The following is a 23693-nucleotide window of genomic DNA, read 5'->3' on the forward strand; positions in this document are numbered from 1 at the left end:
ATGTATCGTTATCAAATTGGCATTCCCACATTAGAATATGATCAGTTTGTTAAAGAACATGAATTAGTCAATGTATTACAAAGTAGTGCTTGGGAAGAGGTTAAGTCTGATTGGCAACATGAAAAGTTTGGCGCCTACCGAGGAGATAAATTACTGGCTACAGCTAGTATTTTGATTAAAACTCTTCCTCTAGGCTATAGAATGTTTTATATCCCAAGAGGTCCTGTATTAGATTATAAGGATGCTGAACTCTTGAACTTTGTTCTTCAATCCATTAAGTCCTATGCTCGAAGCAAGAGAGCGATTTTTGTGATTTTTGACCCAAGTATTTGCCTATCGCAAAGTTCAATCAAGCATGAAAAAATAGAATATCCTGAAAATATGGCTATTATTGAAAATTTGCAAAGAATGGGAGTAAGGTGGTCAGGAAAGACCGATGGAATGGGAGATACCATTCAGCCTCGTATTCAGGCAAAAGTATACAAGGAAAATTTTACAGAAGATAAACTTTGCAAGTCAACAAAACAAGCTATTCGATCCGCTCGAAATAAGGGTGTAGAGATTCAGATTGGTAGAGATGAATTGTTAGAATCTTTCTCGTTTTTGATGAAAAAAACTGAGAAGCGAAAAGATATCCATTTGAGGAATGAAGCCTATTATAAAAAATTGTTAGATAATTTTAAGGACAAGGCCTACATTACGCTGGCTACTCTGGATATCGCTAAGCGTTTACGAGAATTAGAAAAACAGTTAGCGAAAAACTTAGCGTTGGAAGAAGCGTTTACTGAGTCGACTCGAACTTCAAAAGTAGAAGCCCAGAAGAAGGAAAAAGAGCGTTTGGTAGAAGAAAGAGATTTCTTGCAGAGATATCTGAATGAAGAAAAATCAAACATTCCTTTAGCAGCTACTTTGAGTTTGGAATTTGGTAATACCTCTGTTAATCTATATGCTGGTATGGATGATGCTTTTAAACGTTATAATGCACCAATTTTAGCTTGGTATGAAACAGCTCGCTATGCTTTTGAGCGAGGTATGGTGTGGCAAAATTTAGGTGGTGTTGAAAACTCTCTCAATGGTGGACTTTACCATTTTAAGGAAAAATTTAATCCAACGATTGAAGAATACTTGGGTGAGTTTACAATGCCCACCCATCCTCTTTATTCTCTGTTAAGAATCGCTCTTGATTTTCGCAAGGCATTAAGAACAAAACATCATAGAAGGTAAGTACATGGCATTAATTACACTCACAAAAGAAGAATTTCAGGCTTATTCTGATCAGGTCTCTTCTCGTTCTTTTATGCAATCTGTCCAGATGGGGGACTTGTTAGAAAAAAGAGGGGCTCGAATTGTTTATCTTGCATTGAAACAAGAAGGAGAAATTCAAGTTGCAGCTCTGGTTTATAGCTTGCCCATGCTGGGTGGCCTACATATGGAGATCAATTCGGGGCCGATTTATACCCAACAAGATGCTCTCCCAGTTTTTTATGCGGAGTTAAAAGAATATGCCAAGCAAAATGGTGTATTAGAGTTGCTTGTAAAACCTTATGAAACTTATCAAACTTTTGATGGTGAAGGTAATCCAATAGATGCTGAGAAAAAAAGTATTATTCAAGGTTTGACTGATTTAGGTTATCAATTTGATGGTTTAAAAACAGGTTACCCAGGTGGAGAACCGGATTGGTTATATTGTAAAGATTTGAATGAGCTAACTGAAAAGACCTTGCTTAACAGTTTTAGTAAAAAGGGGAAAGCTTTGGTGAAAAAGGCTGATACATTTGGTATTCAGTTGAAAAAATTAAATCGTGAAGAACTTTCAATTTTTAAGAATATAACAAAAGAAACCTCTGAACGTAGAGAATATAGTGATAAAAGTTTAGAATATTATGAGCACTTTTATGATTCATTTGGAGAACAAGCGGAGTTTGTAATTGCTAATCTAAATTTAGGAGAATATATACAAAATTTAATACATAAGCAAAAAGAATTATCTGAAAAAATAGCTACCTCACTACTCTTATTAGAACAATATCCAGATTCTGCACAAAAGAAAAAAGAACACAAAGAATTGGCTAGGCAGTATGAAAGCTTTGAAGTTCGAAAAGCAGAAGCACGAGAGTTGATTGAAAAATATGGAGAGAAAGATCTTGTCTTAGCAGGTAGTTTATTTATTTATATGCCTCAAGAAACGACCTATCTTTTTAGTGGTTCCTATACTGAGTTTAATAAATTTTATGCACCAGCTTTGCTTCAGAAATATGTTATGTTGGAAAGCATAAAACGTGGGATCCCTAAATACAACTTCCTAGGGATTCAAGGGATTTTTGATGGTAGTGATGGTGTTTTGCGTTTTAAACAAAATTTTAATGGCTATATTGTACGCAAAGCGGGTACTTTCCGTTATCATCCATCACCTTTAAAATACAAAGCTATTCAGTTATTCAAAAAAATATTAGGACGTTAAGATGAAAAAGCCAGTATTTAGCTTTCTTTCAGCTTGATTTAGTAAAATAGTCTTTATTTGCTAGAAAGGTGGAGAGACATGCGCTGGATTTTTTGTTTGATAGGGGCTTTCTTTTCTTTTGTGTGGCGTTTGTTTTGGCGCCTGGTTTGGATAGTTGTGCTCTTATGTGCGTTTGCTTTCGGACTTCTCTGCTATCTGAACGGGGATTTTCAAGGAGCGCTAAAGCAGGCAGAACGGTCAGTCAAGATTGGTCAACAAAGTATCGACCGATGGGAAAAAACAGGGCAACTGCCTAAGTTGAACCAGACAGATAGCCACCAGCATTCTGAAGGAAGGTGGCCACAGGCCTCTGCTCGTATTTACTTGGATCCCCAGATGGATTCACGCTTTCAAGAAGCTTATTTAGAAGCGATTCAGAATTGGAATCAAACGGGTGCTTTTAACTTTGAAATTGTCACCGAGTCCAGCAAGGCAGATATCTTGGCTACGGAGATGAATGACGGAGGTACTCCTGTGGCAGGAGAGGCGGAAAGTCAGACCAATCTCTTAACAGGACAATTCTTGTCTGTAACGGTGCGTCTGAATCATTATTATCTGTCCAATCCTGACTATGGCTATTCCTATGAGCGCGTTGTCCATACGGCAGAACATGAGTTGGGTCATGCGATTGGCTTGGACCATACAGATGAGAAGTCTGTCATGCAACCTGCGGGTTCCTTTTATGGTATCCAGGAAGAGGATGTTGCAAACCTTCGAAAAATATATGAGACTAGTGAGTAGGGAACAATCTTTCCCTACTTTTTTGCTATAATGGAATTATGAACAACTTGATTAAATCAAAACTAGAGCTCTTGCCGACCAGCCCTGGTTGTTACATTCACAAGGATAAAAACGGTACCATTATCTATGTAGGAAAGGCTAAAAATCTGCGTAACCGCGTGCGGTCCTATTTTCGTGGAAGTCATGATACCAAGACGGAAGCTCTGGTGTCTGAAATTGTAGATTTTGAATTTATTGTTACGGAGTCTAATATTGAGGCACTTCTCCTAGAAATTAATCTGATCAAGGAAAATAAGCCTAAATACAATATCATGCTCAAGGATGATAAGTCTTATCCTTTCATCAAAATCACTAATGAGCGCTATCCTCGTTTAATTATCACCCGTCAGGTCAAGAAGGACGGCGGTCTCTACTTTGGACCTTATCCAGATGTGGGGGCAGCCAATGAAATCAAGCGGCTGCTGGATCGAATTTTCCCTTTTAGAAAGTGTACCAATCCACCGTATAAGGTCTGTTTTTACTACCATATCGGCCAATGCATGGCCCACACTATCTGTAAGAAGGATGAGTCCTACTTCAAGTCTATGGCTCAGGAGGTTTCTGATTTCCTAAAAGGGCAGGATGACAAAATCATTGATGACCTCAAGGGCAAAATGGCAACGGCAGCCCAGTCTATGGAGTTTGAACGTGCGGCAGAATACCGTGACCTGATTCAGGCTATTGGAACGCTTCGAACCAAGCAACGGGTCATGGCTAAGGATCTCCAGAATCGTGATGTCTTTGGCTACTATGTGGACAAGGGTTGGATGTGTGTGCAGGTTTTCTTTGTCCGTCAGGGAAAACTCATTGAACGTGACGTCAATCTATTCCCCTACTACAATGATCCGGATGAGGATTTTCTAACCTATGTAGGACAATTCTATCAAGAAAAATCTCATCTAGTTCCCAATGAGGTGCTGATTCCGCAGGATATTGACGAAGAAGCTGTCAAGGTCTTGGTGGATACCAAGATTCTCAAACCCCAGCGTGGAGAGAAAAAGCAACTAGTCAATTTGGCTATAAAGAATGCTCGAGTCAGTCTAGAGCAGAAGTTCAATTTGTTAGAAAAATCTGTCGAAAAGACCCAAGGAGCTATTGAAAATCTAGGTCGTTTGCTCCAAATTCCCACCCCAGTTCGCATCGAGTCCTTCGATAACTCCAACATCATGGGAACTAGTCCTGTTTCAGCCATGGTGGTCTTTGTCAACGGAAAACCTAGTAAGAAGGATTACCGTAAGTATAAAATCAAGACTGTCGTCGGGCCAGACGACTATGCTAGTATGCGAGAGGTCATTCGCAGGCGCTATGGTCGAGTACAGCGTGACGGTTTGACTCCTCCAGATTTGATTGTGATTGATGGGGGACAAGGTCAAGTCAATATTGCCAAGCAAGTCATTCAAGAGGAGCTGGGCTTGGATATTCCCATTGCAGGTCTGCAAAAGAATGATAAGCACCAAACCCATGAATTGCTCTTTGGAGATCCGCTGAAGGTGGTGGAGTTATCTCGCAATTCTCAGGAATTTTTCCTCCTCCAACGTATACAAGATGAGGTCCACCGCTTTGCTATAACTTTCCATCGCCAACTGCGCTCGAAAAATTCTTTTTCATCACAACTGGATGGAATTGAAGGGCTGGGACCTAAACGCAAGCAGAATCTCATGAAGCATTTCAAGTCTCTAACAAAAATCAAGGAAGCCAGTGTGGATGAGATTGTCGATGTTGGAGTACCTAGAGCTGTTGCAGAGGCTGTGCAGAGGAAGTTGAACCCGCAGGAAGCAGTGGAATTAGCTCAAGTGGCGGAAGAAAGAGTAGATTACCAAACGGAAGGAAACCACAATGAAACATAAAATCGCAATTTTATCAGATATTCATGGAAATGCGACGGCTTTAGAAGCAGTGATTGCAGATGCTAAAAATCAAGGAGTCAGTGAATACTGGCTTCTGGGAGATATTTTTCTTCCCGGTCCAGGTGCAAGTGACTTGGTAGCCCTGCTAAAGGACCTTCCTATCACAGCCAGTGTTCGAGGCAATTGGGATGATTGTGTCCTTGAGGCCTTGGATGGTGAATATGGTTTGGAACATCCACAAGAAATCCAGTCAATGCGAATGACCCAGTTTTTGATGGAGCGAATGGATCCTGCAACGATTGTCTGGTTACGAAGCTTGCCTTTGCTGGAAAAGAAAGAGGTTGCTGGGTTGCGCTTTTCTATCTCTCATAATTTACCTGACAAAAATTATGGGGGTGACTTGTTGGTTGGGAATGATACAGAAAAATTTGACCAACTGCTAGATGAGGAAACGGACGTGGCAGTCTATGGTCATGTCCACAAGCAGTTGCTTCGTTACGGCAGTCAAGGGCAACAAATCATCAATCCAGGGTCGATTGGCATGCCCTATTTTAATTGGGAGGCGTTAAAAAATCACCGTGCCCAGTATGCCGTGATAGAAGTTGAAGATGGGGAATTGGTAAATATCCTATTTCGTAAAGTCGCTTATGACTATGAAGCGGAGTTGGAGTTGGCCAAATTCAAGGGGCTTCCTTTTATCGAAATGTATGAAGAGCTACGACGAGAAGACAACTATCAGGGGCACAATCTGAAACTCTTAGCCAATTTAATAGAAAAGCATGGGTATGTAGAGGATGTGAAGAATTTCTTGGAGGCTATAAAGTCAGAATATAAGATGGACTAGTTTCTTTAAGCAGCTGAAAATTAATTGGAACTGGATGAGGGGATTCCTGATTTAAATGGTTTTCTTCATTCGGTTGCTTATCCTTGTTCCAGTTTGTTTCTACGAAAAATCTCTGCAAGCTCTTTCAAATTATGGTAGAATGGAAGCAGTAGAATTAGAAAAGGAAATCGATTATGAAATTTCTTGAATTAAATAAAAAACGTCATGCGACTAAGCATTTCACTGATAAGCCAGTTGATCCTAAGGATGTGCGTACGGCTATCGAAATTGCAACCTTGGCACCAAGTGCCCACAACAGCCAGCCTTGGAAATTTGTGGTGGTACGTGAGAAAAATGCCGAACTAGCAAAATTGGCTTACGGTTCAAACTATGAACAGGTATCATCAGCGCCTGTAACTATTGCCTTGTTTACAGACACAGATTTGGCTAAACGTGCTCGTAAGATTGCCCGAGTTGGTGGTGCTAACAATTTCTCAGAAGAGCAACTTCAATATTTTATGAAGAATTTGCCTGCTGAATTTGCCCGCTACAATGAACAACAAGTCAGCGACTACCTAGCTCTCAATGCAGGTTTGGTTGCTATGAACTTGGTTTTGGCTCTTACAGACCAAGGAATCGGATCAAATTTGATCCTTGGATTTGACAAATCAAAAGTCAATGAGGTTTTGGAAATTGAAGACCGTTTCCGCCCAGAACTTTTGATTACAGTGGGTTACACAGACGAAAAATTGGAACCAAGCTACCGCTTGCCAGTAGATGAAATCATCGAGAAAAGATAGGAAGAAGAAAAAAATGACAGCAATTGATTTTACAGCAGAAGTAGAAAAACGCAAAGAAGCCCTCTTGGCTGACTTGTTTAGCCTTTTGGAAATCAACTCAGAACGTGATGATAGCAAGGTTGATGCTGAGCATCCATTTGGACCTGGGCCGGTAAAAGCCTTGGAAAAATTCCTTGAAATCGCAGACCGCGATGGCTACCCAACTAAAAATGTTGATAACTACGCAGGACATTTTGAGTTTGGTGATGGCGAAGAAGTTCTCGGAATCTTTGCCCACATGGACGTGGTGCCAGCTGGTAGCGGTTGGGACACAGACCCTTACACACCGACTATCAAAGACGGTCGCCTTTATGCGCGTGGGGCTTCAGACGACAAGGGTCCTACAACAGCTTGTTACTATGGTTTGAAAATCATCAAAGAATTGGGACTTCCAACTTCTAAGAAAGTCCGCTTCATCGTCGGAACAGACGAAGAATCAGGCTGGGCAGACATGGACTACTACTTCGAGCATGTAGGACTTGCAAAACCAGACTTCGGTTTCTCTCCAGATGCTGAGTTCCCTATCATCAATGGTGAAAAAGGAAATATCACGGAATACCTCCACTTTGCAGGTGAAAATGCAGGTGTTGCCCGTCTTCACAGCTTCACAGGTGGTTTGCGTGAAAACATGGTTCCTGAATCAGCAACAGCAGTTGTTTCAGGTGACTTAGCTGACTTGCAAAGTAAACTAGATACTTTTGTTGCAGAACACAAACTCAGAGGAGAAATTCAAGAAGAAGCTGGTCAATACAAGGTGACGATCATTGGTAAATCAGCCCATGGTGCTATGCCTGCTTCAGGTGTCAATGGTGCGACTTACCTGGCCCTCTTCCTTAGTCAGTTTGACTTTGCTGGTCCAGCCAAAGACTACCTTGACATCGCTGGTAAAATTCTCTTGAACGACCATGAGGGTGAAAATCTCAAAATTGCTCATGTGGATGAAAAGATGGGTGCCCTTTCTATGAATGCCGGTGTCTTCCGCTTTGATGAAACAAGCGCTGATAATACTATTGCCCTCAACATCCGTTATCCAAAAGGAACAAGTCCAGAGCAAATCAAGTCAATCCTTGAAAACTTGCCAGTCGCTTCTGTTAGCCTTTCTGAGCACGGTCATACCCCTCACTATGTGCCAATGGAAGATCCACTTGTGCAAACCTTGTTGAATGTTTATGAAAAACAAACTGGTCTTAAAGGTCACGAGCAAGTTATCGGTGGTGGAACCTTTGGTCGCTTGCTAGAACGAGGTGTTGCCTATGGTGCCATGTTCCCAGACTCAATTGACACCATGCACCAAGCCAATGAATTTATCGCCTTGGACGATCTCTTCCGAGCAGCAGCAATCTATGCCGAAGCTATTTACGAATTGATCAAATAAAACGATAGAAGTCTGAGATTGTATGCTTAGACTTCTTTTTGGAGGGAAAGTAGATGTCTCAAATCGAAGGAATCAAGCAGGCTATTATGGCAGATCCGCAGAATGTCAGCTATACAGAACGCGGAATTGAGCCTCTTTTTGCAGCGCCAAAGACTGCTCGCATCAATATCATCGGTCAAGCGCCTGGTCTTAAAACCCAAGAAGCAGGCCTTTACTGGAAAGATAAGAGTGGTGACCGCTTGCGCGACTGGCTAGGTGTGGATGAAGATACCTTTTACAATTCAGGATATTTTGCTGTTCTGCCTATGGATTTCTACTTTCCAGGGCATGGCAAGTCAGGTGATTTACCACCGAGAACTGGCTTTGCTGAAAAATGGCATCCGCAGCTCTTGCAAGAATTACCAGATATTCAATTGACCCTTTTGATTGGTCAATATGCCCAGGCCTACTATTTAAAGGAGAAAATCAGTGGCAAGGTGACAGAACGGGTAAAACATTACCAGAACTACTTGCCAACCTATTTTCCACTAGTTCACCCCTCGCCGCGAAATCAAATCTGGATGGCTAAAAATACTTGGTTTGAGTCAGAAGTGGTGCCAGATTTGAAAAAAAGAATTAAAACTATTTTATAGTCAATGAAAATCAAAGAGCAAACTAGGAAGCTAGCCGCAGGCTGTACTTGAGTACGGTAAGGCGACGCTGACGTGGTTTGAATTTGATTTTCGAAGAGTATTAGGAGAAAAAGAATGAAAGAAATAACCTTTGACGCATTTTACCAGCTTTACCAAAATGAGCAACTTTCTTTAGTGGACGTGAGAGAAGTGGATGAGTTTGAAGCTCTTCATTTAGAAGGTGCTCAGAATCTTCCTCTGAGTCAATTAGCCGATATCTATGATCAGTTGGACAAGGACCAGTTACATTATGTTATTTGTAAATCTGGAATGAGATCAGCGCGTGCTTGCCAATTCTTATTAGAACAAGGTTATGAGGTTATCAATGTACAAGGTGGCATGATGGCCTTTGAAGAACTTTAAACAGTAGAATTTTCTCCTACTTGGTGTGGACTGGGTAGGAGAATTTTATTTTTAGATAATTCTCATTTTTAAGAATCTTGAAAACATTCAATATTTACTTCGTGAAGCTTTTTTCATACTCCTATTCATGATATACTAGGTCAGTATTTTATAAATATGAAGGAGATTTTCATGGCTAAAAAAGGTGCCCTAACAGGTTTGCTCCTGTTTGGAATATTTTTTGGTGCGGGAAACTTGATTTTTCCGCCTTCTCTAGGTGCTCTATCTGGAGAACATTTTCTTCCTGCCATCGCAGGTTTTGTCTTTTCAGGCGTCGGTATCGCCGTATTGACTCTTATTATTGGAACGCTAAATCCTAAAGGATATATCTATGAGATTTCAACAAAGATAGCGCCTTGGTTTGCGACTCTATACCTCTCAGTTCTTTACTTGTCAATCGGTCCATTTTTTGCTATCCCACGTACAGCTACAACAGCTTACGAAGTAGGGATTAGCCCTCTTTTGTCGGATGCAAATAAAGGTCTTGGTTTGATTGTCTTTACGGTTCTGTATTTTGCAGCGGCTTATTTAATCTCGCTTAATCCATCAAAAATCTTGGACCGTATCGGCCGTATTTTAACGCCAGTCTTTGCGATTTTGATTGTTATCTTGGTTGTTCTGGGAGCTTTCAAATACGGTGGAACAAGTCCTCAAGCTGCTTCAGCTGCTTATCAAGCTTCTGCTTTTGGGACAGGATTCTTAGAAGGTTATAATACTTTGGACGCCCTTGCCTCAGTTGCCTTTAGTGTGATTGCAGTTCAAACCTTGAAACAACTTGGTTTCTCAAGTAAGAAAGAATACATTTCAACTATTTGGGTGGTTGGTATCGTTGTTGCCCTTGCCTTCAGCGCTCTTTATATCGGTTTAGGTTTCCTTGGAAATCATTTCCCGGTACCAGCTGAGGCTATGAAGGGTGGAACACCAGGTGTTTACATCTTGTCACAAGCCACTCAAGAAATTTTTGGCTCAACAGCTCAACTCTTCCTGGCAGCTATGGTTACCGTAACCTGCTTCACAACAACTGTTGGTTTGATTGTGTCAACAGCTGAATTCTTTTTTAATGAACGCTTCCCACAAATCAGCTATAAGGTTTATGCGACAGCCTTTACTTTGATTGGATTTGCTATTGCCAATTTGGGTCTTGATGCGATTATCAAGTACTCAATTCCAGTACTGGTTATCTTGTACCCAATCACGATTGCTATCGTTATGATTGTCATTGTCAACAAATTTGTGGCTCTTTCAAAACCAGGTATGCAGTTGACAATTGCTGTGGTTACAGCTATTGCTATTGCAAGCGTACTAGGAAGCTCGTTTAAGGTTGAGTTTCTTGCAAACCTTGTCAACGCTCTTCCTTTTGCCAAGGCATCACTCCCATGGTTAGTACCAGCTATTGTCGGAATCTTGCTCTCATTGGTTCTGCCAAACAAGCAAGAAAGCGATGTTTTTGAAATGGAATAATCATTAAAATCACTTTTGTAGCCAAGTCTACAGGAGTGATTTTCTTTTTTTATCCGATGATAAATGTGTTATAATAGGTAGCAAAAGAGGTGAAGAAATGAATCAAACAGTAGAATATATCAAAGAACTGACAGCCATTGCGTCGCCAACGGGCTTCACTCGGGAGATTTCGGACTATTTGGTCAAGACTCTAGAAGGTTTTGGTTACCAGCCGGTTCGCACAGCTAAGGGCGGTGTCAATGTGACCATCAAAGGTCAAAATGATGAAGAACATCGCTATGTGACTGCCCATGTAGATACGCTTGGTGCTATTGTCCGTGCTGTCAAACCAGACGGCCGTCTCAAACTGGATCGTATCGGTGGTTTTCCTTGGAACATGATTGAAGGAGAAAACTGTACTGTTCACGTAGCTAGCACAGGTCAAAAAGTATCAGGAACCATCCTCATCCACCAAACTTCTTGCCATGTTTATAAGGATGCAGGAACTGCAGAACGCACGCAGGACAATATGGAAGTGCGTTTGGATGCCAAAGTAACCAATGAAAAAGAAACTCGTGCTCTTGGTATTGAGGTCGGTGATTTTATCAGCTTTGATCCACGAACCGTCGTGACAGAGACAGGTTTCATCAAGTCTCGTCATTTGGACGATAAGGTCAGTGCAGCAATTTTGCTTAACCTACTTCGTATATATAGGAAAGAGAAGATTGAATTGCCAGTAACAACCCATTTTGCTTTTTCAGTCTTTGAAGAAGTGGGCCATGGTGCTAATTCTAATATTCCTGCTCAGGTAGTCGAATATCTGGCTGTGGATATGGGAGCTATGGGAGATGACCAGCAAACAGACGAATATACAGTGTCTATCTGTGTCAAGGATGCTTCTGGGCCTTATCACTATGACTTCCGTCAACACTTGGTTGCTTTGGCTAAAGAACAAGATATTCCATTTAAGCTGGATATCTATCCATTTTATGGTTCGGACGCTTCAGCAGCTATGTCTGCAGGGGCAGAAGTCAAACACGCCCTTCTCGGTGCTGGTATCGAGTCTAGTCATTCTTATGAGCGTACTCATGTTGACTCGGTGGTCGCAACAGAACGTATGGTTGATGCTTATCTTAAGAGCGCATTGGTAGACTAATATGTGTTTGATTTGCCAGAGAATTGAGCTCATCAAGAAGAGAGAAAATCCCTATTTTGTCAAAGAGTTGGAAACAGGCTATCTTGTGATTGGAGACCACCAGTATTTTGCAGGCTATAGTCTCTTTCTAGCCAAGGAACATGTCACCGAATTGCACCATTTGAAAAAGGAGACAAGACTCCATTTTCTAGAAGAAATGAGTGTGGTCCAAGAGGCGGTTGCTAAGGCCTTTGCTGCTGAGAAAATGAATATCGAACTGCTAGGAAATGGCGATGCCCATCTTCATTGGCATCTGTTTCCTAGACGAAGAGGTGATATGAATGGACACGGTCTCAAGGGACGTGGTCCAGTCTGGTGGGTTCCTTTTGAAGAAATGACAGCAGAAACCTGCCAAGCAAAACCGGATGAGATTAAAAGATTAGTCAAACGTTTATCGTTAGAAGTAGATAAACTATTAGAAATAAAGGAGTAGAAATGAAAAAAAGATACCTTATCTTGACAGCTTTGCTAGCCTTGAGTCTAGCAGCTTGTTCACAAGAAAAAGCAAAAAATGAAGATGGCTCAGTTAAGACAGAGCAAACAGCTAAAGCTGATGGAACAGTAGGAAGTAAGGCTCAAGGAGCTGCCCAGAAAAAAGCAGAAGTGGTTAACAAAGGAGACTACTACAGCATCCAAGGGAAATACGATGAAATCATCGTAGCCAATAAACACTACCCATTGTCAAAAGACTACAATCCAGGGGAAAATCCAACAGCCAAGGCAGAGTTGGTCAAACTTATCAAAGCAATGCAAGAGGCAGGTTTCCCGATTAGCGATCATTACAGTGGTTTTAGAAGTTATGAAACTCAGACCAAGCTCTATCAAGATTATGTCAACCAAGATGGGAAGGCGGCTGCCGACCGTTACTCTGCCCGTCCTGGCTATAGCGAACACCAGACAGGTTTGGCCTTTGATGTTATTGGGACTGATGGTGATTTAGTAACAGAAGAAAAAGCAGCCCAATGGCTCTTGGACCATGCAGCTGATTATGGCTTTGTTGTCCGTTATCTCAAAGGTAAAGAAAAAGAAACGGGATATATGGCTGAGGAATGGCACCTTCGTTATGTCGGAAAAGAAGCAAAAGAAATTGCTGAGAGTGGTCTCAGTTTGGAAGAATACTACGGCTTTGAAGGCGGAGATTACGTCGATTAAAAAATAAACTTTTCTCTTGCAATTCTAGATAAATAGTGTATAATAGATGAGTATGTGTAAAGCATACTTGTGGGAGGTAAAAATCTTTAATTACCGCCAAAACCACAAAGGAGGATTTAAAAATGGCTAAAAAAGTCGAAAAACTTGTAAAATTGCAAATCCCTGCTGGTAAAGCTACACCAGCTCCACCGGTTGGACCTGCTCTTGGTCAAGCTGGTATCAACATCATGGGATTCACAAAAGAGTTCAACGCTCGTACAGCTGACCAAGCTGGTATGATTATTCCAGTTGTTATCTCAGTTTACGAAGATAAATCATTTACTTTCGTTACGAAAACACCACCAGCTGCTGTTCTTTTGAAAAAAGCTGCAGGTGTTGAAAAAGGATCAGGTACACCGAACAAAACTAAAGTTGCTACAGTTACTCGTGCACAAGTACAAGAAATTGCAGAAACTAAGATGCCAGATTTGAACGCAGCAAACGTAGAGTCTGCAATGCGTATGATCGAAGGTACTGCTCGTTCTATGGGATTCACTGTTGTTGACTAATCAATAACACAGTAGAAAATCTCACAGCAGTCTATTAGTTGCTTTTCATACTAGGCAAGTGACTGAGGCTTGTACTTGGGTACAGCAAGGGAGCTTAACGAAGTAGGAAAAGAATCTAATAGACTGAAAACCCGCAAGACTTCATCATTTCGAGGAGTGACGTGGGAGATGAAAATCGATTGAACCACTTACAAGGAGAATAGAAAATGGCTAAAAAAAGCAAACAACTTCGTGCTGCTCTTGAGAAAATCGACAGCACAAAAGCATACAGCGTAGAAGAAGCTGTAGCACTTGCAAAAGAAACTAACTTTGCAAAATTTGACGCAACTGTAGAAGTTGCTTACAACTTGAACATCGACGTTAAAAAAGCTGACCAACAAATCCGTGGAGCAATGGTATTGCCAAACGGTACTGGTAAAACTTCACGCGTTCTTGTTTTCGCACGTGGTGCAAAAGCTGAAGAAGCAAAAGCTGCTGGTGCAGACTTTGTTGGTGAAGATGATCTTGTTGCTAAAATCAACGACGGTTGGTTGGACTTCGACGTAGTTATCGCTACACCTGACATGATGGCTCTTGTTGGGCGTCTTGGACGTGTTCTTGGACCACGTAACTTGATGCCAAACCCTAAAACTGGTACTGTAACTATGGATGTTGCTAAAGCAGTTGAAGAGTCTAAAGGTGGTAAAATCACTTACCGTGCAGACCGTGCAGGTAACGTTCAAGCTATCATTGGAAAAGTATCATTTGAAGCTGAAAAATTGGTTGAAAACTTCAAAGCTTTCAACGAAACAATCCAAAAAGCAAAACCAGCTACAGCTAAAGGAACTTACGTAACAAACTTGACTATCACAACTACTCAAGGTGTTGGTATCAAAGTTGACGTAAACTCACTTTAATCAGTAGTTTATATCAGAGAACGAGTGCGAAAGTACTCGTTTTTTTGTCTTTAGTTATTGATTCTAAAGAATCGATGTGGCTTCATTCGTTTTTTCTTTTATGACTTATGAGAAAAATTTAGAGAAAGTGTTGTATTCTATTATTGAAATTGTTGAGGTTAAGGGATAAAATCCGAACGATTTTTTCTAGAGCTATTAATGGTAGATGTATAGATAAGTGTATAGATTATTAAAAATGTTAACACAGGATTATAAAAAGGCTGTAAATATAATATTTAGGTTATAAAAATAATGAAAACATAAAATATTCAATTAAAAGATAAAAGTAAAAAAACGTACATTAAATTCGGATGTTTGTTTAAAAACTCATCAAATAGAAATATTATTTAATGAGATTTAAAAAAATAAAATAAAAAGCGAAAGATTTATAAGAGATTTGACGATTCAAAATAAAAAGTGCTTGCAAAATATTTGAAAATATGGTATTATAATTATGCATGTGAATTGTGGATGATAAAAATTCTTCTTTTAATTTTTGAGAGAGGAATTTTTATTTTTGTCTATATATTAAATTCTAAAATCCCATATTATGTATAAAGTAAGATAAAGTTTATATTTTATCCATAATAGATATAATATAGCTATAAATATTTATATAATGTAAATTCAAATCTTGTCACTAAATGAAATGACATAATAACTCATAAAATATAGAAATAAGATTTCATTTTATACAATATCAGGATAAGGACTTTATTTGTATGAAATAAGATAAAATATCAATAAAAATATTTGTTTTATAAAGATAAAGTTACTATATAAGTAATAATTTAAACAATTATTTATTTGTTATCATATTTATTGCTAAAAAAATTTAAAAATGATAAAATAGCTTTGAATATTGATGGTGTTTGCTGGTACTATCTAAAAGATGGTCCTCTAAGTATTTTAGAAAATATAAAGGGGTCTTTTTATGTATCATCTTGGCTATTAATATCGCTAATAATCAGACTATTTTATGGAGGATATTTGTCAAAAATGAAGGACAAGCAGAAAGATTTTCGAACGGAAAAGTACATTCGTTACGGTATTCGTAAGTATAGTTTCGGTGCAGCATCAGTAGCTATTGCAGCTGGATTGATGTTCCTTGGTAACGGCGCAGTATCTGCGACGGAAGTACAAGGTGCGGAAACTGCAGTAGCAGCAACTTCAGCTAAAAAAGATAATCAGAATACTGCAGAAGTAAAACCAGAAACTGAAAAAACTGCAGAAGCAAAACCTGAAGTGAAAGCAGAAGAGGCTAAAAAAGTCAACAAGGCAATACTGGAAGCAAGTATTGCTACTTTGGAGTCTAAACTTTCAACTGCTAAATTTGCAGATGCTACAGTAATAAGTTCAGCTAAGGAAGTATTGGCAACAGCTAAAGCAGCTCTTGCAAAGGCTGAAACTAACCAAGCAGATGTAGATGCACAAGCAGAAACTGTATCAGCATTGAGCACAGTTGTTACTGAGTCAAATACTGCTGGTTTCGATAACAAACAAGCAGCTGAAAAAGAAGCTACGAAAGCTGAAGCTGAAAAGAAAGCTACTCCAGCTGAGAAAGCTCTTTCAGTAGCAACAACAACTCTTACACAAGTATCATCAGAAGCTGAAGTAACAAACAAATTAGCTGAGACTGAACTTGCTAAGGCTGATGTCAAAGAAGAAAACAAGGCAGCAGTTACAGCAGCAGTAGCTAAGAACCAAGCAGTACTTGCTGAAACTAAGGCTCTTTTGGTTGATAAGAGTGTCACAAAAGAGCAAGTAGATGCTCAATTGGAACGCCTCAACGAATCCATCCTTGCAGTTTACAATGAATTGAAAAATGCAGGAATCGGTCGTGATGGTAAGTTTGCAGTAGCTCTTTCAGCTAACGAAGGATATACAGCAGCTTCCACAGAATTACGAAAAGAAAATGGCGAATTCGATGGAGCTACTGGTAAATCTTACAAAGTATTAGATGGTAACAACAATTACAAAATTTATGTTCATGGTTATCAATCAGAGAATACAGAAGTGCCTGCGGCTAATAGTGGACAAGCAGGGATAAGTGGTCGTACTGATATTCCTTTATCAAAAACAGAAGCTCAGAAACTTGGTCGTGAAGCTGCTCTATGGAAAGGGAAACTTCGTGCTACAGGAAAAACTAATGGGAATACAATATGGGGTGCGGGTGGATCTTATGAATATTTAGCGACAGAAATTTATGGATACACATATGAACAAGGCAATCACTACGTGTATATCACTGATGCTAAAAAACGTTTCACTTTATCACCAGAAGCAGAAGCTGCGGGATATAAAATTAAAGATATCAAACTAAGTAACTTAGTTCCTGGTACTGGATATAATGAAAAAACAGACACAGTAGAAGGATACGTAGCATCTACTCTTCAAAACGGTGTTTATGATATGCGTTATATCGTTACAGTTGAAAAAGATGGTCAATCTCAACAAGTTACTTTCCGTGACTTAACAGCTGGATGGATTGGATGGCAAGACTCAACAGCTCCATTAATTAAAGGTAAATCTACAATGGTCACAATTGGAGATAAAGTGAACCATAATATTAAATATGTTGACAACGATGGAATGAGTCGTGATGAAAGAGCTGGTTATGTATACAGAAGTAATGGAGAAAAAGTTGTTGCCGGTTCAAAAACGGCTCCTGGAGGCACGAATGGAGCAACCTTTACTGCAGTTGATGGATCTAAAGTAAATACCGAGAACGGACCACAAACTGTCACAGCCCACACAGCCTTAAATGGTAATTTTACGGGAAGTAAAACTTCGATAAATGATGTTGTACCAGGATTAAATTATGATCCAAAAACTGGAGATATTACAGGAACAGCGTCAGAAGCTGGAATTTATACAGCAAATGTTTACGCCAAAGACTATAATAATACAACCAATGCGAAAAATCAGGATTGGAATATGTATGGTCAAGAAGCTCATGAAAATATTACGATTGCAGTAGCTCCAAAAATTACTGTATCTAATGTTGAAGCGTATGCAACAAAAGTTCCAGTATCTGTTTCTAACGGTGCTAATAAAGCAGAAATCACAATGCCAGATGGAACAGTTACAAAATTAGTTGTAAAAGACGGTAAATGGACTGTAGCTGCAGGAACTACTAATACAGCTGTAAAAGAAGGAGATCAATTAGGAGATGCTTCAGCAACAGCAGCGTCTAAAATTAATATTCCTGTTACTTCAGACTCTACACAATATGTTGGAGTAGATAGTATTGTAGCGAAAGCAACAACTGATAAAGTTCGTGCAGACTTACAACGTGAAGTTGTGAAAGTGAAAGATGCAAATAATAAAGAATATACAGCTACATTTAATAGTGCAACTGGTAAATATACGCTTCCAAATGAAGACGCATATGTCTTAAAAGACAATGGAGATGGAACTACAACATTAACAGAACGTCGTGTTTATACAGATGCAAAAGCAGATGGTAGTGTTGACTATATTGTATACGAATTCACTCGTACATGGAATGCAACATCTTCAGCAGCTACTTTAACAGAAAAAGTTGCAGAAATTCGTAAAAATGGGGAAGTAACAGCAGTAGGAGATGTAACTCGTACAGTTACTGCATTACCAAAAGCTCAAACAACTGATACAAAAGGAGTCACTGTAACTGTAACTTATGATTCAGCAACAAACACATGGACTGCGTCTGATGGATCTACAGTTACTGCTGAAAAATCAAATGCTGGATGGAAGATTTCTACAGATTCAGGATTTAAAGGATATGTAGCTTTCCGAGAAGCAACAGGAACAGACGTGGCTTCTATTCAAAATGATAAGCCAGCGGGAACATCAACAAGTTATGCAGATACACAAGGAAATTCTGTAGACTTATTGAAATCACCAAAAGCAAATGTAGCATTTGAAGATAAAATTGACGATGAGTCCGATGATGCTCAATCTGAAACAATTAAAACTAAATTAACGGTAACTTCACCAAGTGGAGCTAAAAAAGAATTTAACTTAGCTGAAGCTGAAGAAAAAGCATTTATTCAAGCACAACGTACTGCTGCAGAAAAAACAAAAGCGGCAGCAGAAGCTGTAGCAAATGCTCAAGGTACAGAAAATGAATTAGCTAAACTTCAAGAATTAGTAGACCGTCAAGATAGAATTGTAGAGGATGCACAAAAAGCATTAGATGATTTACATCTACGTACAATTTCACCAACAGCACAAGACTTAGCTGAGAAAAAATTAAAAGCAGCAAAAGAACAACAAGCATCATTAAAAGCTGAATTAGATAAAGCAAAAGCTGGATTACCAGATGTAGAAGCAAAAGTAAAATCAGCTCGTGATGAAGCTCTTGCAGCTGAAAAAGCTGTAGAAACAGCTCGTGAAGCATTAAAAACAGCAGCTGAGAAGAACTTAGCAAACCCAGAAATCGCAGCATATACATTAGGTGAGTATGGAAGTTATAAAGTAACAGTAAGATCTGTTGACTCAAATGGTGTTGTAACAACTCCAACAGTAGGAAAAACAGATTCAGGAGAAGTTACAGAAGATGCAGTTGCAGAAACAACTTACTACATCGTAGTTTCTAAACCTGAAAAATCTTCTGGTGCAGAAGCTCAAAAACAAGCTGATTCAATGGAAAAAGGATTCAAGACTGGTTTACCAAATGATGCAGAAGTATCTGACTACAAACTAGTTGATCCAGAATCAGGTAAAAAAGTAAATTCTGTAACTACTGATGAAGGTACTTATGAAATTGATGAAAACACAGGTAAAGTGAACTTCACACCAGCTCCAGGATTTATTGGTACGGCTAAACCTTTAACAGTTTCAGCTAATGTAACGTTAACAGGAGATGATGGTCAACCAGTAGTAGTAGAATCTTCAACTACTTACACACCAACTGTATATGGTGTTAAACCATCTAATGATGAAACTAAAGGAAAACAAGGACAAACTCAAGAATCTAAATCAGGAAAAGATCGTTTCTCTGAATTAAACACAGGAACTAATACTCCAGATGGAACAAATGTAGACTGGACAACAGCGAAGTACTCATTAGAAGGCGCTGATGAAGAAGGTAAAGTTGTAGTAAAGGGCGAAGGAACATACACAATCGATAAAGATGGTAAAGTAACCTTCACACCAGAACCAAGCTTCAAAGGTAAAGCACAAGGAGTAGAGGTTAAAGTAGCTGTAACAGCAACAGACTCAGAAGGAAATAAAGTTGAAGTTACATCTAGTGGAAACTACACTCCAGAAGTGGAAGAAGTAGAACCAACTGCAGAACCAAAAGAGACAAGTGGAAAACAAGGTAGACCACAAACTCAAGATGCAACTACAATGTTTAAAGAAGGTGACGAATCAGCACCAATCAATAAATCTACAGTGAAACTTGTAGATCCAACAGGTGCAGAAGTCACAACAATGCCAGCTCTTAAAGATGGAAAAGAAGTCGGTACTTATACTTTAGATCCAGAAACTGGAGTGATTACATTCCAACCAAATAAAGACTTTACTGGAACACCAGATCCAGCGAAAGTAACAGCTGCAGATAAAAATGGAACAAAAGTTGAAACAACTTACACTCCAACTGTTACTCCAGTAGTACCAGAAGGACAAGATAAAACTACTACAAATTTACAAGGTAAACCCCAACAAAGTAGAGTAACCTTTACTCCGGGAGATAATGAATTCCCAATCGATGATAAAGTACCAGCAACATTTGAAGATGGTACAACTAAAAAAGTAGTATCAGGAGAAGGAACATATACAGTAGATCCTGACGGAACTGTTCATTTCCAACCTGAAGAACAGTTTACAGGTGTAGCTAAAGGTGTAACTGTAAAACGTGTTGATACAAACGGAACACCAGCTACTGCGAAATACACACCAATTGTTAAACCAGTAGTACCAGAAGGATTCGATAATGTGACTACAGGCGTGCAAGGTCAAGAGCAAAATGGTAAACCTTACTTCAAACCAGGAAATGAAGCAGTGCCAATCGATTACGATAAACCAGCAACACTACTTGATCCAGAAACGAAGCAACCTGTTCCTTCAAATGAACTTCCAGCGAAAGATCCAGAAGGAAATGTAATCGGTAAGTATACTTTAGATCCGACTACAGGAGTAGTGAAATTCACACCAATAGATAAAAGTTATGTAGGGCCAGTACAACCAGTAACAGTTCAACGTGTTGATAAAAACAATACACCGGCAACAGCTGATTATACTCCAGTAATCGTAGGAGTTAAACCAACGGCTAAGCCAGCTGAATCAACGGATGTACAAGGTGCAACTCAAAAACAACCTATTACATTCAAAGGTGGAACTGCAGATTTAGAAGATCCAGTTGGAAACCCAATTAAATCAGATCCAGTTCCGATTAATCCAGGTTCAGTTACATTAGTAGGTGAAAATGGAAAACCAACTGATGAAGTAGTTGTAAAAGATCCAAAAGATCCAAGTAAAGTAATCGGTAAGTATACTCTTGTAAAAGAACCTGGTAAAGATCCAGTTGCAGTATACACACCAGAAGACAAAACATATGTAGGACCAGTTCCACCGGTAACTATTCAAGCAGCAGATATGAATGGAACTCCAGTACAAACTACGTATACACCGAATATCACACCGGTTAAACCAACAGCAACACCAGCTAAAACAACAGATATTCAAGGTAAAGCACAAACAGGATTACCAGAATTCAAAGGTGGAAAAGTAACGGTTAATGGTGAAGAGAAAGTTGTTCCAATTGATGAAACAAAAGCTCCAAAACTAATCGATCCTAAGACAGGTAATCCAGTTGATTCTGTAACAGTTGAAGGTGAAGGAACATACACAATCGAAGATGGTAAAGTGAAATTCCAACCACAACCACAATTTACAGGAACAGCTACAGGTGTAGAAGTTCAACGCGAAGATACAAACGGAACCGCTGTAAAAGCTAAATACACTCCAACGGTAACTCCAGTTAAACCAACAGGAGAAGACGTTACATCAGAAGATATTCAAGGTGCTGAACAAAATGGAACACCAAAATTCACACCAGGAAATCCTGATGTTGCAATTACAATTACTGATGATCAACCAGCGAAATTAATCGATCCAGAAACAGGGAAGCCAACTGATAAAAACAAAGTAGTGACTCCTGGTGAAGGAACATACACGATCGATCCTAAGACTGGAGAAGTAACATTCCAACCAGAACCACAATTTTCAGGTCAAGCAACAGGGGTAACTGTTCAAGTGAAAGATGCGAACGGAACACCTGTAGAAGCAAACTACACACCTAAAGTTAAAGGTGTAACACCAACAGCAACACCAGCTAAATCTAAAGATATTCAAGGTAAACCACAAACAGGATTACCAGAATTCAAAGGTGGAACAGTAACGGTTAATGGTGTACCAAAAACTGTTGAGATTGATGAAACAAAAGCACCTAAACTTCTTGATCCAGAAACAGGAGAACCAACTGATGAAGCAGTAGTAATTCCTGGAGAAGGAACATACACAATCGAAGATGGTAAAGTGAAATTCCAACCAGAACCACAATTTACTGGAAAAGGAGAAGGTGTAGAAGTTCAACGTGTTGATAAGAATGGAACGCCAGTAACAGCTAAGTATACTCCAAAAGTAGTGCCAGTAACGCCAACTGGAGAAGATAAGACATCAGTAGGACCAAAAGGCCAACCACAAACAGGAACTCCAGAGTTTGAAGGTGGTTCAGCGAAAATCAATGGTAAAGAAGAAACTGTTGAAATTGATAAGGCTGTTCCAGCTAAACTAGTTGATCCTAAGACAGGAGATCCAGTTGATTCAGTAACAGTTGAAGGAGAAGGAACATACACAATCGATAAAGATGGTAAAGTAACATTCACACCAGAACCAGAATTCCTAGGGACAGCTACAGGAGTAACTGTACAACGTGTAGATAAGAACGGAACTGAAGTAACGGCTAAATACACTCCAACAGTAACACCAGTAACAGCGACTGTAGACAAAACTACAGAAGGACCTAAGAATACTCCTCAATCTGAAACTCCAGAGTTCACAGGAGACGTAGATTTAGATGTACCACCAACATTCTCTGATGGTTCAACTAAGATGGTTGTTGACGGAGAAGGAACTTATACTATCGATAAAGATGGTAAAGTAACATTTACTCCAGAAGAAGATTACGTAGGAACTGGAGAAGGTGTAACTGTTGTAAGAAAAGATAAAGCAGGAAAAACAATTGCTGCTAAATACACTCCAACAGTTCGTCCAGGTACAGACTATGTAGATGAAAATGGTAAAGAAATTCCAGGATTCCCAAGTAAAGATGGAGAAAAGCCTAAGGTAGATATTCCAGGATATAGATATAAAGAAACAATCACTGATGAGCATGGAAATACTCGTCATATCTATGAACAAGTGAAAACATTCTTCAAGGATAAAGATGGAAATCCAATTCCAAATACTCCAACAGAAGAAGGCGAACAACCTAAGAAAGATATTCCAGGCTACCGCTTTGTGGAAACTAAACCACTTCCAAACGGAGATGTTGAACATGTCTACGAAAAAGTAACGCCACCAGCTCCAACACCTTCACCTGTTCCTCAACCAAATCCAGGTAATCAAAATATTACAATTTGGACAGATGAAAATGGTAATCCAGTGAAACCATCTGAACCAGGTTCTAAAGAGCCAGGAACAATTCCAGGTTACGAATACGTCAAGACCGTGACAGATTCAAATGGAAGTATCAGACATATCTTCAAGAAAGTTGAGATGCCAACTCCAAGACCAGTTGAGCCAGCTACTCCAGCAATGCCTGAACAGCCAGCTAAACCTCAAGTACCAGCTACTCCAGCACAACCAGTACAACCAACAGCAGTGAAAGAAGCTGAAGCTAAGCGTGAATTGCCAAATACTGGTACAGAAGACAATGCAAGCCTTGCAGCACTTGGACTTCTCGGAGTATTGAGCGGATTTGGTCTTGTAGCTCGCAAGAAGAAAGAAGATTAAGCTAACTAATTAGTAATTTGTTAATCTAATCCACATCAAATAGAAAACCGATGATTTATTTCATCGGTTTTTTGGCTCTAAGCTAACTTAAATGAGAATTTTTAAAAGCTAAATCAGAAATTCTAAATGAATTTAGTTGAGGTTGGCATTCAATATAGTTTTAAACATCAAAATACATAT

16 protein-coding genes are annotated in these 23693 nt (G+C 39.4%); all 16 read left to right on the top strand.

Annotated features, from left to right (window positions below):
• Complete coding sequence (locus RN80_RS04225) at positions 1-1224, top strand: peptidoglycan bridge formation alanyltransferase MurM (protein ID WP_060627720.1); 1224 nt, start codon at positions 1-3, stop codon at positions 1222-1224.
• 4 nt (positions 1225-1228) lie between these two features.
• Entirely contained in the window at positions 1229-2461 is a 1233-nt protein-coding gene (locus tag RN80_RS04230) for an aminoacyltransferase (RefSeq protein WP_001174044.1), read from the top strand.
• A gap of 78 nt (positions 2462-2539) precedes the next feature.
• Positions 2540-3241: a M57 family metalloprotease gene (locus RN80_RS04235; RefSeq protein ID WP_001267186.1), complete on the top strand. Its 702-nt coding sequence runs from the start codon at positions 2540-2542 to the stop codon at positions 3239-3241.
• Between the two features lie 38 nt (positions 3242-3279).
• On the top strand, positions 3280-5127 hold the full coding sequence (gene uvrC / locus RN80_RS04240) for an excinuclease ABC subunit UvrC (RefSeq protein ID WP_060627722.1): 1848 nt from the start codon (positions 3280-3282) through the stop codon (positions 5125-5127).
• Positions 5117-5971 carry a metallophosphoesterase family protein gene (locus RN80_RS04245; protein WP_000680852.1) on the top strand — a complete coding sequence of 285 codons (855 nt, stop codon included), beginning with the start codon at positions 5117-5119 and terminating at the stop codon, positions 5969-5971. The genes uvrC and RN80_RS04245 overlap by 11 nt, the downstream gene beginning before the upstream one ends.
• A 173-nt stretch (positions 5972-6144) precedes the next feature.
• Complete coding sequence (locus tag RN80_RS04250; protein WP_000670177.1) at positions 6145-6750, top strand: nitroreductase family protein; 606 nt, start codon at positions 6145-6147, stop codon at positions 6748-6750.
• A 13-nt stretch (positions 6751-6763) separates the two neighbouring features.
• Entirely contained in the window at positions 6764-8164 is a 1401-nt protein-coding gene (gene pepV, locus RN80_RS04255) for a dipeptidase PepV (protein ID WP_060627724.1), read from the top strand.
• Between the two features lie 53 nt (positions 8165-8217).
• Positions 8218-8796, top strand: coding sequence for a uracil-DNA glycosylase family protein (locus tag RN80_RS04260; RefSeq protein ID WP_060627726.1), 579 nt, complete (start codon positions 8218-8220; stop codon positions 8794-8796).
• 114 nt (positions 8797-8910) lie between these two features.
• Entirely contained in the window at positions 8911-9198 is a 288-nt protein-coding gene (locus RN80_RS04265) for a rhodanese-like domain-containing protein (RefSeq protein WP_060627728.1), read from the top strand.
• A 171-nt stretch (positions 9199-9369) separates the two neighbouring features.
• Positions 9370-10698: a branched-chain amino acid transport system II carrier protein gene (gene brnQ / locus RN80_RS04270; protein ID WP_060627730.1), complete on the top strand. Its 1329-nt coding sequence runs from the start codon at positions 9370-9372 to the stop codon at positions 10696-10698.
• A 97-nt stretch (positions 10699-10795) separates the two neighbouring features.
• Positions 10796-11833 carry a M42 family metallopeptidase gene (locus RN80_RS04275; protein ID WP_060627732.1) on the top strand — a complete coding sequence of 346 codons (1038 nt, stop codon included), beginning with the start codon at positions 10796-10798 and terminating at the stop codon, positions 11831-11833.
• Position 11834: 1 nt separating this feature from the next.
• On the top strand, positions 11835-12305 hold the full coding sequence (locus RN80_RS04280; protein WP_033686522.1) for an HIT family protein: 471 nt from the start codon (positions 11835-11837) through the stop codon (positions 12303-12305).
• A gap of 2 nt (positions 12306-12307) precedes the next feature.
• Entirely contained in the window at positions 12308-13024 is a 717-nt protein-coding gene (ldcB, locus tag RN80_RS04285; protein WP_060627734.1) for an LD-carboxypeptidase LdcB/DacB, read from the top strand.
• A 122-nt stretch (positions 13025-13146) separates the two neighbouring features.
• Positions 13147-13572, top strand: coding sequence for a 50S ribosomal protein L11 (gene rplK / locus RN80_RS04290; RefSeq protein WP_001085809.1), 426 nt, complete (start codon positions 13147-13149; stop codon positions 13570-13572).
• 206 nt (positions 13573-13778) lie between these two features.
• Positions 13779-14468 (top strand): 50S ribosomal protein L1, encoded by a 690-nt coding sequence (gene rplA / locus RN80_RS04295; RefSeq protein WP_001085675.1) that lies wholly within the window; start codon positions 13779-13781, stop codon positions 14466-14468.
• 1038 nt (positions 14469-15506) lie between these two features.
• The gene (locus RN80_RS04300; protein ID WP_060627736.1) at positions 15507-23513 is read left to right on the top strand and encodes an Ig-like domain-containing protein; all 8007 of its coding nucleotides are present in this window, start codon (positions 15507-15509) and stop codon (positions 23511-23513) included.
• Positions 23514-23693: the final 180 nt, after the last annotated feature.

It is taken from the genome of Streptococcus mitis, assembly GCF_001281025.1.
In the GTDB taxonomy this organism is placed as follows: domain Bacteria; phylum Bacillota; class Bacilli; order Lactobacillales; family Streptococcaceae; genus Streptococcus; species Streptococcus mitis_AK.

Bases quoted from the DNA above. Each gene is read 5' to 3' on its own strand.
- rplA (WP_001085675.1), top strand. From the start codon at position 13,779: ATGGCTAAAAAAAGCAAACAACTTCGTGCTGCTCTTGAGAAAATCGAC.
- brnQ (WP_060627730.1), top strand. From the start codon at position 9,370: ATGGCTAAAAAAGGTGCCCTAACAGGTTTGCTCCTGTTTGGAATATTT.
- pepV (WP_060627724.1), top strand. From the start codon at position 6,764: ATGACAGCAATTGATTTTACAGCAGAAGTAGAAAAACGCAAAGAAGCC.
- RN80_RS04245 (WP_000680852.1), top strand. From the start codon at position 5,117: ATGAAACATAAAATCGCAATTTTATCAGATATTCATGGAAATGCGACG.
- rplK (WP_001085809.1), top strand. From the start codon at position 13,147: ATGGCTAAAAAAGTCGAAAAACTTGTAAAATTGCAAATCCCTGCTGGT.
- uvrC (WP_060627722.1), top strand. From the start codon at position 3,280: ATGAACAACTTGATTAAATCAAAACTAGAGCTCTTGCCGACCAGCCCT.
- RN80_RS04300 (WP_060627736.1), top strand. From the start codon at position 15,507: ATGAAGGACAAGCAGAAAGATTTTCGAACGGAAAAGTACATTCGTTAC.
- RN80_RS04260 (WP_060627726.1), top strand. From the start codon at position 8,218: ATGTCTCAAATCGAAGGAATCAAGCAGGCTATTATGGCAGATCCGCAG.
- RN80_RS04280 (WP_033686522.1), top strand. From the start codon at position 11,835: ATGTGTTTGATTTGCCAGAGAATTGAGCTCATCAAGAAGAGAGAAAAT.
- RN80_RS04265 (WP_060627728.1), top strand. From the start codon at position 8,911: ATGAAAGAAATAACCTTTGACGCATTTTACCAGCTTTACCAAAATGAG.
- RN80_RS04235 (WP_001267186.1), top strand. From the start codon at position 2,540: ATGCGCTGGATTTTTTGTTTGATAGGGGCTTTCTTTTCTTTTGTGTGG.
- ldcB (WP_060627734.1), top strand. From the start codon at position 12,308: ATGAAAAAAAGATACCTTATCTTGACAGCTTTGCTAGCCTTGAGTCTA.
- RN80_RS04230 (WP_001174044.1), top strand. From the start codon at position 1,229: ATGGCATTAATTACACTCACAAAAGAAGAATTTCAGGCTTATTCTGAT.
- RN80_RS04275 (WP_060627732.1), top strand. From the start codon at position 10,796: ATGAATCAAACAGTAGAATATATCAAAGAACTGACAGCCATTGCGTCG.
- RN80_RS04225 (WP_060627720.1), top strand. From the start codon at position 1: ATGTATCGTTATCAAATTGGCATTCCCACATTAGAATATGATCAGTTT.
- RN80_RS04250 (WP_000670177.1), top strand. From the start codon at position 6,145: ATGAAATTTCTTGAATTAAATAAAAAACGTCATGCGACTAAGCATTTC.